This window comes from Sphingobacterium daejeonense, from assembly GCF_901472535.1.
GTDB lineage: Bacteria > Bacteroidota > Bacteroidia > Sphingobacteriales > Sphingobacteriaceae > Sphingobacterium > Sphingobacterium daejeonense.
This window is the reverse complement of record NZ_LR590470.1, coordinates 212,402-230,042: the sequence shown is the minus strand read 5'-3', so window position 1 is coordinate 230,042 and position 17,641 is coordinate 212,402. Positions and strand designations below refer to the sequence as shown.

Below are 17,641 nucleotides of genomic sequence, written 5' to 3'. Positions count from 1 at the left end.
GGCCTCCAATTGATGAGACTGGCTATATATCCAGCAAGAGTTGCCTATGTTTCTGGGATTATTTATTTGGGAGATTTTCATACGCTTTAAGATACCTATAACATGTCGCTCGACTTATTTGAAGACTTTCGGCTATATCCTGAACTGAAGGACTATTACTCGATTCATAAAGGGTTTTTACGGCTTTAATCTTTTTGATCGTATCTTTACTATAACCGGGAGGTCTTCCCCCCTTTTCGTCCGCGTGCTCTGGCGGAGGTTAATCCCGCCTTTGTTCTTTCGGATATAATTTCTCTTTCGAATTCAGCTAGGGACGCAAATATGTTAAACGTAAATCGTCCAGTGGCAGTATTTGTGTTGAAACCATCTTGTATGCTAAGGAAGCTAACATCCAGTTGCTGCATCTTTGTGATTAGATCAATTAGATCTATTAGAGATCTGCCGAGACGATCTAATTTCCAAACAACAACAGTATCACCTTTCCTTAACTTTTCGAAGAGTTTACTCGTCTTCCATTTTCTAATAAAGAATAATTTCCTTCTTAAAAAAAAATTCAGGGCTGTTTTTGCGCTCGATCTCAGTTAACTTACTAAGATAATTAAAAGCCTCTTTCATTATTAAGATTTATTATTTTATAAAACGTTCGTTTTGTGAGACTTAAAATACCTGTTTTCGTGGATAGCACGTAAATTATATAATGTATAAATTGCATGTAAGAAAAATTCGAGATATGAAAGTTATACATTTTTTATCAGTATTAGTCTTATTTTTTATAGGTTGTTCTAAAGATGATAGGTCTGAAATTATTATACCGTCAAATCTAAAAGGAAGCTTATATTTCGATTGGGCCGATGAAGGTACCTTATCAATCAACACAGAGACTGGCGTTAAATCACTTTTCCTACCAAGCGATTCTAAACGAAATGGATGGGATATATCCAGAGATAAAGAGTTAGTTCTTACTGCTAACAAAACAAATGTTTGGAATGAAAATATTACGTTTGTAATTAGCCGAATGTCTACTGGTGAAATTATAAACCAGTTTGATTATACTCCTTTAAATGGCGGGAGTGGATTTCACTCGGGCATATTGTCACCAGACAACAAACTTATTGCGATTGCACCAACATTTGAAGCAGGATTCGTTTTACTTAACAGGGATGGGTCTCTGTTAGGACATATCGATGCTATAAATGGCGAAAAACCGAAAAGAGGATCCGCTATAGTTTGGCTCCCAGGTAATTCTCTTATATTTACTCACAAGTCCTCAATCATCCGGCTTGATCCCCCTTACACAAATGGGAAATTAATAAAAGAGATGAATTTTGAAGATTGGGGGTCGTATTACCGTTAATGCCGCCGGTACTAAAATTGCGTTATCGGCAAATAATCATATTTATATGATGGATATCGACGGTAACAATTTTGTTCAGGTGACAGAAAGCAATGATCGGGAGGTGCTTCCTGAATTTTCGCCAGATGGGAACTATCTGCTGGTGGGCACAGACTATACTACGACAAGCTCATTAAGCGCAATCTGGCGTCTAAAGATTATACCGGCCGATGGAAATAAATACAATGTGGATCCAATTACCGAAAATAGCCCGGGGGTAATACCTGTGATTGCCCATGGTGATGAAGTTATTCAGACAGCCAGTAATCGAGGTATGCTATGGCGTTAATACTTCGATTAGTGAACCCGAGGTAACCGAGTGGAAGTAGTAAACCAAACGGGTCTATTAGACCCGTTTTTTTGTGCTAGCAGTTTTTGCTTGGATCTTCGTAGGACGGATAACCCGATGTTCCGGTAATACTGGTAAGAACTCCTAATGGAAAGGACACATCAAGATTCTGAATATTATTTCGGCTAATATTTTTTACTTGCAACCATTGCTCGGCTTTTCTAACCTTCTTTTTAGCTATAGGTTTTGGGGTGATATAATGACGGGTCAATGATCTTTCGACCGATTGTAAGCCCTCTAAAGTGCCACTATACAATATTTCTCCACCGTTGGTTCCTGCTTCTGGGCCAACATCAACAATCCAATCACAGTGCCTGATGATATCCACTTCGTGCTCAACAATAAACATGGAATTACCAACATCCTTTAGTTTTTGAAGTACCGTAAATAACGCTTCGGTATCAGCAGGATGTAGTCCAGCGGAGGGTTCGTCCAAAACATAAATTACTCCAAAAAGATTAGAGTGCACCTGTGTTGCCAATCGCAATCTTTGTAATTCTCCAGGAGATATACTTGGTGTACTACGTTCTAATGAAAGGTATCCCAGTCTTAGATCAATCATGATTTTTAATCTTGCGACAAGATCAATAGCGATATTTTGGGCTACTATAGCTTTTTCAGGAAATTTATCTTTTTCTTTATTTAAAAATTGCCCTTCGGCATAAGACCTAAAAATATCCATCAATTGTGAAAGGGATAGATTGGACAGATCAATAATATCATATCCATCAAATTTTACAGATAATGATTCTCTTTTAAGTCTTTTTCCATGACATACGGGACATTCTGTGTTAAGAATATATTTTGAAACTCTTCGTTTCATCATTTGGCTGTTTGTATTAGCAAAAGTTTGAAGAACATATCGTTTTGCACCGGTGAATGTTCCCATATAACTTGCAGGCAGATTCAATTCCAAAGCTCTTTTTACCTCTGGAGCCGACAACCCTGAATAAACCGGAACTGTTGGCGTTTCATCTGTAAATAAAATCCAGTCACGATCTTTTTGTGGTAGATCTTTCCATGGTTTATCCACATCGAAACCCAAAGTCATTAATATTTCACGAAGATTCTGTCCTTGCCATGCTGATGGCCATGCCTCAACTGCTCTTTCTCGTATAGTCAAAGAATCATTCGGTACCATAGATTTTTCCGTAACATCATAAACACGACCAATACCATGACATTTTGGACAAGCTCCCTCAGGTGTATTTGCAGAAAATCCTTCCGCATAAATAATAGACTGATTGGCAGGATAATCTCCACCTCTGGAATACAACATCCGTAGTAAATTAGAAATAGTCGTAACACTTCCTACGGTAGAACGCACGGTTGTTCCTCCACGGCTTTGTTGCAGAGCAACCGCTGGTGGAAGACCATGAATAGCTTCAACATCTGGAACAGACATCTGATTAAATAATCTTCTAGCATAAGGTGATACGGATTCCAGATACCTTCTTTGGGCTTCGGCATATATAGTACCAAAGGCCAAGGAAGATTTACCTGATCCTGATATTCCTGTAAAAACAACAAGTTTATTTCTTGGAATATCTACATCTATATTATTTAAGTTGTGTTCTTTTGCTCCTCGAACCTGAACAAAACCGGCCATATTCTCGTCATTAAATTCTTGAGCCATGATAACTATACTTTAAGATTATACGTTATTTTCGAACATTACATAAGATAAAATCCTTGGGCTTCAATAGGCTTAGGGATTTCGGTCTCATTTAATAATTGTCGAATATTAATTTCTATTGTACGTGAAAGTGGTGATATTGGTGTATCAGTAGGGCTATTATTGAATGGATTTTGAAGTCTAGCATCACTCAAATTTTTCTCAACTAGCAGTAAAGTAAGCAATCGAACACAAATTTTTAATACAGTTAAATGGAGCCAGGCATTTCCCCAGCTCCATTTTTTTATATCATTTTGGGAAAGGTTGAACCTTTGCGATGATTACAAGATTTATCTTTATTAGTCGAATAAAATTTCAATTTAGCACAAAAAAAAGATACTGAAACAGTCTCTTTTCTATTCTTAATTATTGAAGCTTTTTAAGTTCTTCTAAAACAGCTTCGCCAACTGCATGAGCAGATTGAGGATTTTGTCCTGTTACCACTCTTTCGTCTACGGTAACGTGAGTTTGCCATAAACCAGATTTTTCAAACTTGGCTCCGCGTTCGATTAATTTAGATTCTAATCTAAATGGAACCACTTCATCTAATTTCACAGCAGCTTCTTCTTCGTTGGTGAAAGCATTGATTTTTTTGCCATCTACCAAGTATTTTCCATTGCTGAGTTTAATGTTCACCAATCCAGCAGGACCGTGACAAACCGCACTTACGATTCCATTTTTTTCGTATATTTTTTGTGCGATTACTGCCAATTCTTCATTATCTGCAAAATCCCACATCGTACCGTGACCTCCAGCATAAAGAATCCCCACATATTCATCAGGATTTACTTCTGAAGGAGTCATGGTGTTCTGAATTTTATTTTGATAATATTCATCTGCCAAAAATCTTTCATTAACCTTATCATCTGGAGTATTTCCATAATACGGCGGGTTTCCACCTTTTGGACTCACGAAATCTATTTCGTAACCAGCATCTACCAATACAGCCCAAGGATGCGTAACTTCACCCAAATAATAACCGGTAGATTCACCTGTGTTTCCCAATTCGCCGTGGCTCGTAACCACGAATAATACTTTTTTGCTCATTTCGTTAGATTTTATTGTTTGTGCATTTATCATATTAATCCCTAAAAAAAAAGAATACAACCCGTTAAGAAAATAATCTTGGATAAAAACTTGTTGTGATTCATTTTACTATTGATTTTTAATGATTTGATAGTGCAAAGGTAAATGCAGCTCCCCACAAACAACAGGACCTACCTCACAACTTTTTTGTGACCTACATCACATTACACAAAAAGCCGACTCAAGGTTTCTCTGGAAACACCTAAATATGAAGCGATTAATGTTTTGGGCAATCGTTGTAAAAGTGTGGGATATTGAGAAATAAATTGTTCGTAGCGTTCTTTAGCATTGCTATTCAGCAGAGACAAAATCCTTCTTTGGAGGGCGATATAACCATTACTAGACTTTTTCCTGAAAAAATGTTCTATTTTATGCATATCTGCACAGAGTTTCTCTCGGTTATAGAGAGACAAAGTAAGTACTTCGGTAGATTCTAATGCATCAATGGTAAAAGTAGCTTCCGTTTGATTAAAATATGCTTGATAATCCGTAATCCACCAATCTTCCATTGCAAACTGCATGATGTGCTCTTTCCCTTCTTTATTCAGGTAAGAAGCTTTTAACAAACCATTAATCACAAAATAATCATTTTGTACGGTATCTCCTTCTAGAATTAAAATCTGATGTTTTTTAAATCTTCTCAAGGTAAAATGAGACAGGATGTACTCGAACTCCTGGTCAGTTAATGGCGTAATTTTCTCAATTTGACGTCTTAAAATCTCACTCATAATTTTATCATTCTAAATTGCAAACAAAAGAATTGTTGACTCCAAATGTAAACTATTGAAAACAAAAAATCCATCGCTATTGATGGATTTAATAAATATGGTAGATGGAATTCTTATGGATTGGTGGGGAAAACAAAAGCTATAGTATGATATCTTGGTCGGACCTATTTTTGTGTTTTTGGATTGTAAAAATCAATTGATAAAAGAATTCCGAAAAAGCAGTTTATTATTTTAATGAAACAACAAATTAATATCGCAAAAAAGTTTTTAGGTTCTGAAGGAACTAATGCCTCATAGAATTCTATTTTTAGTGTTAATTCTTTAGCCAAAACTATCACAGCGATGATTGCATTGAAATTGGTAAGCTTAGGAAAATGGAATTTTAACACGTTAACTATATATATTAATTAATCTAACAAACACATTTAATCTGCATTTGCTTTTTATTTTCTTCATCCAAAGCTCACAAATAGTTTTGTTATTGAAAGTTTTCCATCAGATAAAATCTTCTTTAATTTCTCTCCTAATTGTCAGTCATCCTTTGATTCTTTTAGCTATCCGAATTGGTAAGTAATTGATTGTTTATTTTTTACTAAGGCGCCTAAGTTGTAGTTTTGTATTTACAGTTTTACGATTTATTCTATGGTTTCCATTTCTTTTATGATTTATAATAAATTCATAACTCGCCAATAGCACCTTCAATCTTTCAGACACACGTCCTTTCTCATTTTCCCAGGCAAGGATTGTAGAAGGATCAACACCTACCATCCTAGCTAATCTGTTTTGACTAAGCCCGTTCACATATCTATAAGCTTTTATCCTTCCCATGAGAGTAGATGTATCAAGTTCAAATGGGCAGTATTCCAAGAACCCGAAAATGAGTGGATAGTATTGAATTTGAGGTTCACTTCTGTTGTTCTCCCAATATGTAACGCAGTCGTCGCTTACATTGAATATTGCCGCTACGTCCTTTTGAAACAGTTTTAGCTCCAATCTTCTCTTCCTGATATGTTCTCCAAGAGTGGTAGGATTTAATGGCATCGACGCCAGCAGAGGTTTATTGATTTGTTGTTCAAAAAGCAAACAGGGCAACGCATGAATGCTATTCGATTGAAATCAATCATCCTGAAGAAGAATGGATTTAAAGTGTCAAATTTTAACCAAGAAAGCACTTTCCACCTATTTTCAGATAGGTAGATGAGCAGTGGTCTGAAAGCTTAAAAACAAACAACCCCATATATTTAATTCACTGCTATAAGCCCTTTATTAGCTCTATGATAAAACTTGCGCTAGTATGCGCGGCATAATTTCGATAGCCATCATTTTTCATTTTATCTGCAAAGTCGGATATACTTTTAATACTAATAGCCTTACATTGATGCACAGATCTAAAGGACTGGCAGCCATAATACACTCCAAATGTTTCCATATCAATCCCTATGAGCTTTCTGCTATGCGCTTTAATATCTTCAACTTTTTTATCATCAGCTAAAACCGCAGAGCCAGAAGCTATTGGTCCAAAGTGCACTGCAAATACATCCTCGGGCTTTTTATTGTTCCGAGTTGCATTAAAGACTTTATGAATAGTAGCCATTCGGGCTTTATCTACTTTTAAACGATTAATTACCGAAGTAAATGTTCCATCTAGTTCTATTGGTTCAGGATTTGGCTCAAAGACTGTCTGCTTAAGCTTTCTTTTAAATTGATATTTCCCTGATTCGTAATTAAATGTATGCCTGGCTACCAAAACATCACCAAAATTCCTTTCCTCCGACTTAACACCAGCAGCAATCCCTCCCATAATAATGTAATTGGGTCTAAATAGAGTCAGCATTTTCAATGTTAAAGCTGTAGCCGCGGCCATTCCCATTTTATCATCCGTTGCAACAATAACTTTCCTTCCATCAATATTGCCTCTAATGTAATGCGTTGTATCTACCGATTCCATATCTGTAAACGATGGTAATAATTCCACAAAAGCCTCAAACTCTGTATCGTGAAGTGCGGTTATAATAACCACATCAGCTTGGTCACCAACCTCTACGTTAGATTGCTGATTTGATACAGATTTTCCAATAAGCACGTCCTGAACTTCAGACATATCCAGAATCGCCTCAAGACATGCTTTAATACTATCATGGATTTTAAGAATCATTATAAATGGTTCCGGCATTTCCGTAAAAGTGTCCTTTGTTTTGGCAATTAGTTCATCTTGAGTCAGGATGTAATCATAGAATTTCTTCCATTCGATAGCCAATAGCTTTTCGCTACTGAAAACTTCTGGGATACTAACATCCTGGAATGTCTCATTCAGATGCATGACCAACGACGTTAAATGCTGGGACATATTGTTATCATTCTTATATCTTCCATATCCCGATTTGGACGGATTCCCAAGTGCCCTATAGACATCCATATAATCAGGCATCATTGCCGATAAAAACTTTTTAAAGTAGGCTCTTGATTCAGGTAATTTGTTTGGAGTGTCTCTCATAAATTATAAAAAATTAGCTAAAGATAATGATTTCCAAGACGCTTTAGCATAGTTAAGCTAACTATAGCAAATCATAAATCCAACTTGGTAAAACCTCTGTCCCAATAGCTAAATAACTACCAATTTGAGGTTGAGGCGGACCTGTTTTAATGAGTCGTTCTGAACACCTAGTTTATAGTAAAACAAAAGCATCAACAATACCGAAATAATAATCTTGATTTTTGTTACATTTTTAGCTAATTTTGTAACAATATGTCATACCACAAAAACATCCTCAATTATCTTGAAAGCACAAAAACGGGAAAGATACTTTTCCTTTCAGACTTCAGGGGACTAGGTACAACATCAGCCATTAAGATGAGTTTGTCTAGGATATCTCAAACCGGTGGACTTAAACGATTATGCCATGGGATCTATGTAAAATCAAGTAAAAACAATAAAAAGGAAGTCAAAATAGATGTTGATGATGTATTAAAGGCAATATCAAAAAAACACAATATTCGTTTGTTACCTTCAGGAGAAATCGCTTTATATAAGCTCAATATTATACCTGAAATGCCCAAACGTTTAGTTTACATCACTGACGGAGAACCAAAAAATTTAAAGATCCAAGATCAAACTATAATATTCAAGCCCTCTACTCCAAACAAACTATCCATGAGAGGAGAGACAAGCTCGCTAGTCATACAAGCTTTAGAAGCAATTGGAAAAAACAATGTCAATGAAGATATTTTGTCGAAACTAAATCAAGCTATAACAAAGGAAAGGAAGGATTTTTTGCTTGAAGATGTAGCTAAAGCTCCTGCCTGGATTTATGATATCTTATTTAAAATGGAAAAAAACTAGTACAACATGAGACGTTACGGAGATAATCAATTGACAATGTTCGAAACCGAGAACGAGCAAACTGCTGAATTGGACGAGTCTGCGCTTTGGGATGATATGAAATCATTTATTGCAGATTTTCCAGACGCTCAGACAGAATTATTACCTGGATTAAAATGGGGTACATGTTATCAACTCTATACTCCCGCATTTTGGAAATTACAGTATTTAATGTATCCTTTCACCGAGGACTCTAGTGCCCATAAGATTGGAACAACGTTAATAGAAGAAATAGTACAATGCATATTGGGGGGGTACGGAATTCCATCTGAAATGGGAACTATGGCCTTTAATCGATTAAGGGAGCAAAAACTAATTACTGGGGATGTAGCTTTTGAAAGAATTTATGAGGCTTTGAAAACTCCTTTTATAACAGATAAATGGGCGTCCGGTAAAATACCGATTTGCTAATCAAAAATCATATTACATATATGACTTCCTAAGTAGAGAGGATTTAAAGAACATACCTTGCTCAAATGATCTCGAATTAAGAAACTGGCTTATAGACCTTAAAGGCATTGGACCTAAAACAGCATCTTGGATAACTAGGAATTGGCTCAGAAGTGAACGTGTTGCCATACTTGATATCCACATTTTACGCGCTGGTATGATTACCGGATTTTTTGAAAAAGACCTCAATATCAACACGCAGTACTTTTCGTTGGAAGCCAGTTATTTAAATTTTTGTAATAGTTTGGCTGTAAGGCCATCTGATATGGATGCAATTATTTGGAGTTATATGAAAAAAAACAATAAATTAGCTCTAAATATATTATCCAACTTAGATTAGCTTAAATAATGTCAGGAAGTTCAGGATTTCACCCAAGTTCCAGTGTCGGTAGCATTAGTTGCGAAGACTTGTTTATAAAAACACGATTAGCATCTCCCATACCGGCTGTGGTCTCTGAGTTAAAAAACAGGAGATCGCTTAATTATCAGACTAGCAGGCCCAACCGGTCCAATTCAGGCTACTACTCCAGAGGGAGATGTGGCAGGATCTATTTTGAGTGTAAATCTCACCAAATTGATTACTTGTATTATAGGCGGAACAGAATATGTAGCTGAGGTAACAAGCGTTGCTGGAGGCGATTGTCAAGTATCAATTTATAGTCGAAGAGCATGATTTCTATAATTGGAGGATTTTACAACGAATATTGTTTTTATCCGCACTTCGACGAAAAAAATGGTTCAGGTTTTAGAGCCTGTAGAGCAATCCGTGGTATAAATCAGGATGTAGATATTAAATTCCATAGTTACGCACCTACTGAGGAAGAGATTGGTCTTCACAGTAGTGGTCAAGCACTGAACATCAAGACAGAATTTTATGCGTCCGATCAGACTATTACATTTCATTATGATCATCCACTAAGGACCCCTCAAATTTATCCTAGGCCTGACCTTATCGTTCAATCGGAACCTATTGAGGTTAAAGATGAAAATATCTTAGTCTACGGCATGCTAGAAGGATCTTTTAAAGTGTCTGGTGTAAAAGTCATTTATGACCCTCAATCACCGGTTAAACCCATTCCCTTTTCAAAGACTGGCTCTAGTGCTGATCATCTTGCAGTTGTGATCAACCATAAGGAAGCAAAACTAATTGCTGGTGCACCTGAAGAGGAGAAAATTGTTGAATTTTTCTTTGAGGTTGAGAAGGCTGAGGTACTGATTTTGAAAATGGGGCCTAAAGGAGCAAAGGTATTTGTTAAAGGAGAAACCCCTCGAATTGTACCGGTATACAAAACAAATAATGTCTGGCCGATAGGTTCCGGAGATATTTTTGCTGCCATTTTTGCATACAATTGGGCTGTATTGGACAAATCAGCTGTTGAATCAGCTCAAGAGGCATCTTATGCTACTGCCCTTTACTGTAATAGCAAGAATTATGGTATTTCGGTAACAACTGAAAATGATTTCATAACTCCGCTCGAGATAGATAACTACCCTACAGGGAAAGTGTATCTTGCTGGTCCATTTTTCAATTTTAGTCAAAAATGGATTATTAACGAAGCACGGGAATGTCTATATGGATTAGGTATGAAAGTCTTTTCTCCGTTACATGATGTAGGAGAAGGCACAGTCGACGAAGGAATTGCAGATCAAGACCTTAAAGGTCTGGAAAACTGCGACATCGTATTTGCAATAGTGGACGGTCTTGACTCAGGAACAATTTTCGAAATCGGATATGCCGTTAAAATGCAAATTCCTGTCATCGTATACGCAGAAAATGAAACTGAAGGGAACTTACTTATGATTGCAGGTACTGGCTGCCTTATTGTCGACGATTTCGCTACAGCATTGTACAAATGTCTTTGGGTGCTTGCAGAAAGAGAGAAAAATAAATGAGCACTGGCATTTTACTATCCGGCGGCATAGACTCTATTGCCCTTGCCTACCTGAAAAGACCTAAATATGCTTTTACTATAAATTATGGTCAGATTCCGGCTGAGGCTGAATTCCTGGCCAGTGCAGCCATCTGCAACGAATTGAACATCATTCATCACAGGATTAATATAGATTGTAGCAGTTTAGGGAGCGGAGACCTACTTGATCAAGATTCTATTGAAGATTCCCCTTCGTCTGAATGGTGGCCCTATAGAAACCAGTTATTGGTAACACTTGCTGTTATGAAAGCTATATCTCTGGGAGTAAAAGAATTAATGGTCGGATCTGTAAAATCTGATGGATTTCACAAAGACGGCACAGAAAAATTTTATCAGTTACTTAACGACTTATCGAGTTATCAAGAAGGTGGGGTATCGATAACAAGCCCTGCCATTCATTACACATCAGCAGAACTCGTCCGAGCGTCAAATGTACCTGACAATTTGCTACTATGGGCACACTCTTGCCATAAGTCAAATTCTCCATGCGGAAATTGTCGAGGGTGCAATAAGTACCTGCAAGTAATGTACGAGATCAAAGGAGGTGCATATGAATCCTACACCTAGAACAAAGTCAATCAACGTCAATTCATATACTTATCCCTACATAGGAATAAAAAAGGAGTTAACTCGACCTAGTAAACCAAAGCATATAGATTTCTTCAAGGTTATTGAAGACCGACGCAGCAACAAGGAGTTATTACCATTAGAGGCGAATCAACTTGATTTTCTTTTATGGTATAGCAGCCGAACACGTGATGCGTATGTTGATGAAGATTACATTCTTTCCAAGCGGCCTTCACCATCCGCAGGCGCTGTTCATCCTATAGATATACTGATCAATCATGCAGGGGATAATTTCTTCTCCATCTATAGTCCGTTTGAACACGGAGTATATAGGCTAGATTTTTTAGAGGAAAAAGTACAAAGCTTTATTAACCATATCTCATTGGCTTTCCCCAGTAGGAAAGGAACTTTACTCTGGTTTATTATCCATCCATATAGAACGGATAAGTACTATAATAATTCCGAAAGTCTTGTCTGGAGAGATGCCGGAGCACTAATGCAAACAATAGCTCTTACATGCAGTGCTTTAGGAATAGGTTGGCTGTCCCGTCGGAACCCTAGCCAAACCATATATTAACGAATTGCACAACAATTTTGAGGATATATCAAGTGCAGGAGGAATTATTATCGGAAATATTTGATAATGTCAAATGTTCACTATAAATTAGTGTTCACAAAAAAGTGAACACATCGCAAAGGTGAACATGAAAACACAGCCAATATTTCAAATTCTGTACGAACTTCAGAATAAGACATCATTAAAAGGTCGGTGGTATGATAAAAATCAAGATCATGGCATCGATGGTGTTTTGGAACTTGATAACTCAAAAGTAATTTACAAACTACCCGCCGAATATAAAAAAGAGATCAAGCCATTCCACCTAGTCGCCCTTAAAGATTTAAAGGAAACTAATCAAAATCTGATTGTTCTTTCTGAACAGATATTTCCCACAATAAGAGATCGTCTAAGAGAAATGGGGATAAACTATATTGACAGTACAGGCAACTGTTTTATTCAAATTAATGACTGGCACTTTCTCATTGATGGCCTCCGAGCTCCATCTAAGAAAAGTGTACAGAAAGATGGCTTCACACGAACAGGTCTAATTCTCGTATTTCATTTTCTCAATGATGAAAATTACCTCAACACGACATACAGACAAATTGCAGAAGACTATAAAATATCCTTAGGTAATGTCAATAAAATAATAAATTCTCTTAAGGAACAAGGCTACATTGCCAAAGGCAAAAATAAGACGTTGAGAATAATAAACCGAGATAAACTGCTAGAGCGATGGATTTTAGAATATGATGAAAAATTAAAACCTACATTATTTTTAGGAGAATTCCGTTTTATTAACGAGTATGCAAAAGATTGGACGAAAGTCCCCTTGGGTATAAACAGTCAATGGGGAGGTGAACCTGCAGGCGATTTACTGACCAATTATTTACAGCCGGCAGAGTTAACACTTTATACAAAAGAAAACAGTATCGACTTAATAAAGAAACTCAAAATAGCACCTGGAAAAGGAAACCTTAAAATATAATTCTAGGTTCTGGATGTTCAACGACAAAAGACCAAATGTCGTTCCTACAATTTTAGTATATGCTGATTTAGTAAACACCGGAGACCCTAGAAATATCGAAACTGCAAAAAAGTTGATTGATGGACTTCTTGGAAATTAATATAGAAAAGCTTCGAAACGGCGCGATGAAAAACACTTTCAGAGCATTAGAAAATGCATTTGAAAAATACAACATTGATTTTTACCTGATTGGTGCGTTCGCTCGTGAAATGTGGTTAAGCCATATAGAAGACCTCCCCATGAGAAGAACTTACCAGAGACATTGACTTTTCTCTATTTATAAATGAGTATAGTGACTTTACAAACGTCAAAGAATATCTATCAATCCATGAAGGATTTATAGAGTTTGCCGAGCCATTTCGTATGCAATCTCCAGAGCATGTAATTGTAGATTTGCTACCATTTGGCGGAATAGAAACGATCGACATGTACATCTAAATGGAAAAACGGAGCTACAAATATCTGTTTTTGGAAATATGGAGGTGCTTAACCATGCTGCAAATATTATTAAAGACGGGCGGAAGTTCAAAGTTTGTACTCTGCCTGGCCTCTGTATAATGAAACTAATATCGGGTCATGAAAAAAGTGATCGGTATGTAAAGGATTTAGGAGATTTTTACTACATCCTCCTTAAATTATTTCACTATTGCAGGAGAGGCACTCTATGACACCTATCATGATGACCTCCATCGACGAAAATTTCGAACCTTCAATTGCTTCTGCGAGGATGCTAGGAAGACAGATGAATCAAATCCTCACTGAATCGGAAGACCTTAAAATTATTGGTTAAAAAACACTTAGAAAAGATGAAAGGACCTTTCTCTTATGATGACATCCACGAAATGTACGAACATGAAAGAAAAGACAAAGACATCATAAAAAGGAAACTAATCAGTGAGATATTAAGAGAGCTATAAGAAAGCTCTCTTTTCTAAAAGAAAGGTAAACTTGAGTTATTCTATTTCACGAATATCATCTTCTTCATATAATCTTGCTGACCGGGTAAACACCTTGAAAAACACATTTATTAACACTCGCTTCATTGATAAATGAAGCGAACTGCCAACCAAAACTCCTTCTAAATGTTCGTCTTTTAAGGTCGATTTACGCTGGACGCATGATATAATTCCAACTGATTAAACTTCATCCATTTGCTTTTTCTTAACCCCTTGCCCTTTGCCTTCTTCCCAACGGTTAACGGTCGCAGGGTCTACACCCATGTTCTTTGCAAAACTCTTCTGGCTTAGTCCATTTACATATCTATATGCTTTAATCTTGCCTTCAAACGTTGATATTTCAAGTTCAAATGGGAAGTACCCTAAAAATTCTATAATATTGGGGTAATGTTGAACTTGAGGTTTACTCCTGTTATTTTCCCAATAAGTGATACAATCCGGAGTGACCTTAAATAGCCTCGCTAGATCACTCTGGAACAATCCTTTCTCTATCCTTTTCTTCCTTATATGCTCCCCCAAAAAGGATGGTGTTTCAGGAACGAAAACCGCATTAGGCTTGCTCAAATGCCGTTCTTGACGCGAACAGGGCAACGCAGGAATGTTGTTTCGAAAAATACAAGACCACGAAAAAGTGTGCATAAAAGATTCTAGAATATGGCATAGATACAATTTTTCATATTAAAAAAATAAGCTCTAACCTAAGAAAAGGCTTCATTGACATTTTTGTCTCATGAATATCGATGAGGTTAAAATTTCATTTTGAGAACTTTTTCTCCGAAGAAGTATGCTAATTGGCATATTACTGGAATATGCACAACTTTAACTTCACGTTCAAATCACCATACACAATATTATTTAACTTTCTTGATGTGTATTTCCTTTTTCGAAAAATCAAAATAAATTTCTTCATACATTTTCATAAATTGTACACCAGCAAGTCCCATCCAATTTGATTCTCCAAACATTGAAATTGCTACATCCGATGTTGAACTCATATAAAATGATTTTGGAAAATTTCCCTTAAAACCATCAATAATAATTGAGTCACAATCAATAGTATATACAGTTGCACGCCCTTTGCCAATAGAGGTTTTTTTGTTTAATTCTTTCCTCGATGCCCAAGCAAAACTATATGCCAAAGAATCAACATTTAAATTACTTAATAATGCAAAAGTTTGATTAAAACCTGTATCAAATAATACATTAGTCTCAATTTTATAATTTTTATTAATAAAAAAACATGCTTTAAAAGCTGGCATTCTCCTTATATACTTGCTAAATTTTGTTTCATTTCCATTGTCTGTATAAAACATTTTGAATTTTGCAAAATTAGGATTCATTACATGTTCAGGGAGTTTATCCGAAAATGAAAGAGTGTGGTCTTTAAAATTGAGATTTAGTTTGATTTTAATTGACTCATTCAATCCAATCAAACCGTCAATATGCATACCAGTATTTTGCGAGAGTAAATCTAGGTTTAACAATGCCCCACTTTGATAAAATCTATTCAACAAGCTGTCCTTAAATATATTAATATTTTTGAATAATTTGCCCTCTAGGCTTCCATTTATTAAGGGGACAATTCTTTTTTGATCATAAATTTTAATATTATTTTCTCTGACAGACAGATTATTAACCAAAAAGTCGTTTGAGCCTGAGTCAAATATAAAATTCATTATTCTCCCATCTGATGCTGGAACTTTTATTACTATTTTGTTATTAATTAAAACAAACTTGAAAGAAAGATTTGTTTTGAATTCGACTCCTTTAACAGTTTGAAAAAAGAAGCTCATAAATAAGGTGAAGAAAATTAAACAAACTCTCCAAAGTTTATAAGATAAATACTTCATTAGTAATAAAAAAATATTAGATAATAAAAATTGCACTCAAATCTTTTAGCCCTCAATAGATTAAAAAAAATTATTTGACATTTTTAGTAGTCCTTAAAGTGATTTGTTATAGTGATTTTAGGATTATTCCAAAATTCAAGATTCATATTTACCGAAATTTTCCTTTGATTTATTAATCACAAAAAAGTAATTATTAATTTTCTCTTACACAAGAGAATTAATCCATATTAATATTTTGTCATTTGTCCGCAATAATGGTACTTCGAATTTTATCTAAGTCAAGTTGACCTCCTTGTTTTAAATATACAATTTTTCCTGACCGGTTGATTAGAACAGTAACTGGAATACTTGTTATACCCAATTGGGCCGAAATAACACCTCCTTTATCATGATAATTTACCCAATCTATATTATGTTTCTTTAAACTCTCTTTAAGAGCAATTAAATCACGATCAATAGATATTCCTATTATTTTTAGTTCTTTATCTGAGAATTCGTTATTTAATATTTTAATCTCTGGTATTTGGTTTATACAAGGGGCACACCAACTAGCCCAAAAATCTAGTAATATAAAATTTGAAATTCTATTTTTGAGAACTATTTGTTCTCCTTCTAAATCCCTTAAAATTACATCTGGCAATTCATCATTTTCTTTAAGTTGAAAGGAGGAAGATTTTTGAACTAAAATGGTCTTTAGCTTTTCTCCTTCTGGGGTATTTCTATATTTTTGGGGGAATACGCTGCTATAATAGTCTAATATCATACGATAATAAGAACTATCAGTACCTATAAACATCTCTGTAAAACTCATAAGTTGATCTTTAAAGTAATAAAAAGAAAGAAATTCATTTGGATTTGATCGAATATAGTCCAAAGCTTTTTTATTAATTGACTTTGCTAAGGTAGATAGTTCATATTTTAAAGAATCATTATTAAAAGCATCTGGACCTTTGTTTACCATGATCTCGTTTATCTTTAAAAGATCTGGAATTTGTTTTCTTCTAAGATTTCGATAGCCTAAATGGGAAACTGTATCATAAACCATACTAATATTATGATTACTCAAAGTGTAGAACGTTAATTCCTTTCCATTTTGAACAGCTTGGATATTTAATACAGCTTTATCATTATTGAGAAAATAAGATTTAGTATTTTCCTTATAAATAAAGGTTACTCTTGGATAAAGTGTGTTGTTTGGTTCTGTAAAAGAAAAGGATGAATCGCCTTGACTTAAATCTAACTTTTTTAATACAAGCCCATCATCATATTGAACAACTAAATCTTCCTTATTAAGATTGTGGATGTTAACTTGAAACTTGATGGAGTCTTGACCTACTACAACACGGGGGAAACCCAAAAATATGAATATTGCAATAAAATATAAATTGAGTTGTGACATAAATTTTAAATTATAGTCAAACTAATGACAGTGAAATAATTGTTTAATATCCTAATAATTTGCGTTATGCACAACATTCAGAATCATCCCTTATACAGGTGTTATGCTTTATAGACAGAAATTAGATCCCATATCAAGGTGGATTTGGGAAAATTACCCGTAAAGATACTTAAGTTTACGGATTCCACGCCTAAACAACCTTGTGCACATAAAGCACCTAAGATAGAGGATTTGCTGCAAACAACTCTAAAACACTCTATCAATGAAACTTGATTTCTCCTATTAGCTAATG

General features: G+C 35.4%; 19 protein-coding genes and 1 pseudogene. 10 read left to right on the top strand and 10 right to left on the bottom strand.

The genetic code is table 11. The annotated features are described in order from the left end of the window. Window positions 1-58: 58 nt before the first annotated feature. Together FGL31_RS29540 and FGL31_RS29535 are read right to left on the bottom strand one after the other, a co-directional pair. Window positions 59-217: pseudogene (locus FGL31_RS29540) on the bottom strand (helix-turn-helix domain-containing protein); the annotation flags it as partial. Beyond that, window positions 210-524 carry a recombinase family protein gene (locus FGL31_RS29535; protein WP_394366171.1) on the bottom strand — a complete coding sequence of 105 codons (315 nt, stop codon included), beginning with the start codon at window positions 522-524 and terminating at the stop codon, window positions 210-212. The pseudogene FGL31_RS29540 and the gene FGL31_RS29535, both read right to left, overlap by 8 nt. A gap of 206 nt (window positions 525-730) precedes the next feature. Between FGL31_RS29535 and FGL31_RS01090 the strand changes: the two genes are divergently transcribed. Continuing rightward, window positions 731-1,354 carry a hypothetical protein gene (locus FGL31_RS01090; protein WP_138089453.1) on the top strand — a complete coding sequence of 208 codons (624 nt, stop codon included), beginning with the start codon at window positions 731-733 and terminating at the stop codon, window positions 1,352-1,354. Next, complete coding sequence (locus FGL31_RS01085) at window positions 1,326-1,682, top strand: TolB family protein (protein WP_138089452.1); 357 nt, start codon at window positions 1,326-1,328, stop codon at window positions 1,680-1,682. The genes FGL31_RS01090 and FGL31_RS01085 overlap by 29 nt, the downstream gene beginning before the upstream one ends. A 76-nt stretch (window positions 1,683-1,758) precedes the next feature. Here the strand turns inward: FGL31_RS01085 and FGL31_RS01080 are convergent, their stop codons facing one another. The 5 genes from FGL31_RS01080 to FGL31_RS01060 all read right to left on the bottom strand — a co-directional run bounded on the left by FGL31_RS01080 (window position 1,759) and on the right by FGL31_RS01060 (window position 7,725). After that, window positions 1,759-3,378 carry an excinuclease ABC subunit UvrA gene (locus tag FGL31_RS01080; RefSeq protein WP_171017505.1) on the bottom strand — a complete coding sequence of 540 codons (1,620 nt, stop codon included), beginning with the start codon at window positions 3,376-3,378 and terminating at the stop codon, window positions 1,759-1,761. 405 nt (window positions 3,379-3,783) lie between these two features. Continuing rightward, window positions 3,784-4,464, bottom strand: coding sequence for a type 1 glutamine amidotransferase domain-containing protein (locus FGL31_RS01075; protein ID WP_138089451.1), 681 nt, complete (start codon window positions 4,462-4,464; stop codon window positions 3,784-3,786). A gap of 203 nt (window positions 4,465-4,667) precedes the next feature. Next, window positions 4,668-5,231 (bottom strand): Crp/Fnr family transcriptional regulator, encoded by a 564-nt coding sequence (locus FGL31_RS01070; RefSeq protein WP_138089450.1) that lies wholly within the window; start codon window positions 5,229-5,231, stop codon window positions 4,668-4,670. A gap of 582 nt (window positions 5,232-5,813) precedes the next feature. After that, the gene (locus FGL31_RS01065) at window positions 5,814-6,272 is read right to left on the bottom strand and encodes a helix-turn-helix domain-containing protein (RefSeq protein WP_232046151.1); all 459 of its coding nucleotides are present in this window, start codon (window positions 6,270-6,272) and stop codon (window positions 5,814-5,816) included. A gap of 211 nt (window positions 6,273-6,483) precedes the next feature. After that, complete coding sequence (locus FGL31_RS01060; RefSeq protein ID WP_138089449.1) at window positions 6,484-7,725, bottom strand: 5'-methylthioadenosine/S-adenosylhomocysteine nucleosidase family protein; 1,242 nt, start codon at window positions 7,723-7,725, stop codon at window positions 6,484-6,486. Window positions 7,726-7,977: 252 nt separating this feature from the next. Between FGL31_RS01060 and FGL31_RS01055 the strand changes: the two genes are divergently transcribed. The 8 genes from FGL31_RS01055 to FGL31_RS27295 all read left to right on the top strand — a co-directional run bounded on the left by FGL31_RS01055 (window position 7,978) and on the right by FGL31_RS27295 (window position 13,244). Then, window positions 7,978-8,571 carry a DUF6088 family protein gene (locus FGL31_RS01055; RefSeq protein ID WP_138089448.1) on the top strand — a complete coding sequence of 198 codons (594 nt, stop codon included), beginning with the start codon at window positions 7,978-7,980 and terminating at the stop codon, window positions 8,569-8,571. A 6-nt stretch (window positions 8,572-8,577) separates the two neighbouring features. After that, a complete protein-coding gene (locus FGL31_RS01050; RefSeq protein ID WP_138089447.1) occupies window positions 8,578-9,021 on the top strand; it encodes a hypothetical protein in 444 nt (147 codons plus the stop codon). Next, window positions 8,987-9,400, top strand: a complete 414-nt coding sequence (locus tag FGL31_RS29530; protein ID WP_394366170.1) for an 8-oxoguanine DNA glycosylase — start codon at window positions 8,987-8,989, stop codon at window positions 9,398-9,400. Before FGL31_RS01050 ends, FGL31_RS29530 begins: the two co-directional genes overlap by 35 nt. A gap of 329 nt (window positions 9,401-9,729) precedes the next feature. Next, window positions 9,730-10,953 (top strand): PfkB family carbohydrate kinase, encoded by a 1,224-nt coding sequence (locus tag FGL31_RS01045; RefSeq protein WP_138089446.1) that lies wholly within the window; start codon window positions 9,730-9,732, stop codon window positions 10,951-10,953. Beyond that, a complete protein-coding gene (locus tag FGL31_RS01040) occupies window positions 10,950-11,558 on the top strand; it encodes a 7-cyano-7-deazaguanine synthase (protein WP_138089445.1) in 609 nt (202 codons plus the stop codon). Before FGL31_RS01045 ends, FGL31_RS01040 begins: the two co-directional genes overlap by 4 nt. After that, entirely contained in the window at window positions 11,542-12,135 is a 594-nt protein-coding gene (locus FGL31_RS01035) for a nitroreductase family protein (protein ID WP_138089444.1), read from the top strand. The genes FGL31_RS01040 and FGL31_RS01035 overlap by 17 nt, the downstream gene beginning before the upstream one ends. A gap of 127 nt (window positions 12,136-12,262) precedes the next feature. Further along, complete coding sequence (locus tag FGL31_RS01030; RefSeq protein WP_138089443.1) at window positions 12,263-13,105, top strand: type IV toxin-antitoxin system AbiEi family antitoxin; 843 nt, start codon at window positions 12,263-12,265, stop codon at window positions 13,103-13,105. 13 nt (window positions 13,106-13,118) lie between these two features. Then, window positions 13,119-13,244, top strand: a complete 126-nt coding sequence (locus FGL31_RS27295) for a type IV toxin-antitoxin system AbiEi family antitoxin (RefSeq protein WP_138089442.1) — start codon at window positions 13,119-13,121, stop codon at window positions 13,242-13,244. Window positions 13,245-14,280: 1,036 nt separating this feature from the next. On the opposite strand, the gene FGL31_RS01020 is transcribed toward FGL31_RS27295, so the two are convergent. The 3 genes from FGL31_RS01020 to FGL31_RS01010 form a co-directional block, all read right to left on the bottom strand. Continuing rightward, window positions 14,281-14,664 carry a helix-turn-helix domain-containing protein gene (locus FGL31_RS01020; RefSeq protein ID WP_232046150.1) on the bottom strand — a complete coding sequence of 128 codons (384 nt, stop codon included), beginning with the start codon at window positions 14,662-14,664 and terminating at the stop codon, window positions 14,281-14,283. A gap of 287 nt (window positions 14,665-14,951) precedes the next feature. Further along, the gene (locus FGL31_RS01015; protein ID WP_138089441.1) at window positions 14,952-15,893 is read right to left on the bottom strand and encodes a hypothetical protein; all 942 of its coding nucleotides are present in this window, start codon (window positions 15,891-15,893) and stop codon (window positions 14,952-14,954) included. Between the two features lie 295 nt (window positions 15,894-16,188). Continuing rightward, window positions 16,189-17,349, bottom strand: coding sequence for a TlpA family protein disulfide reductase (locus FGL31_RS01010; protein ID WP_138089440.1), 1,161 nt, complete (start codon window positions 17,347-17,349; stop codon window positions 16,189-16,191). Window positions 17,350-17,641: the final 292 nt, after the last annotated feature.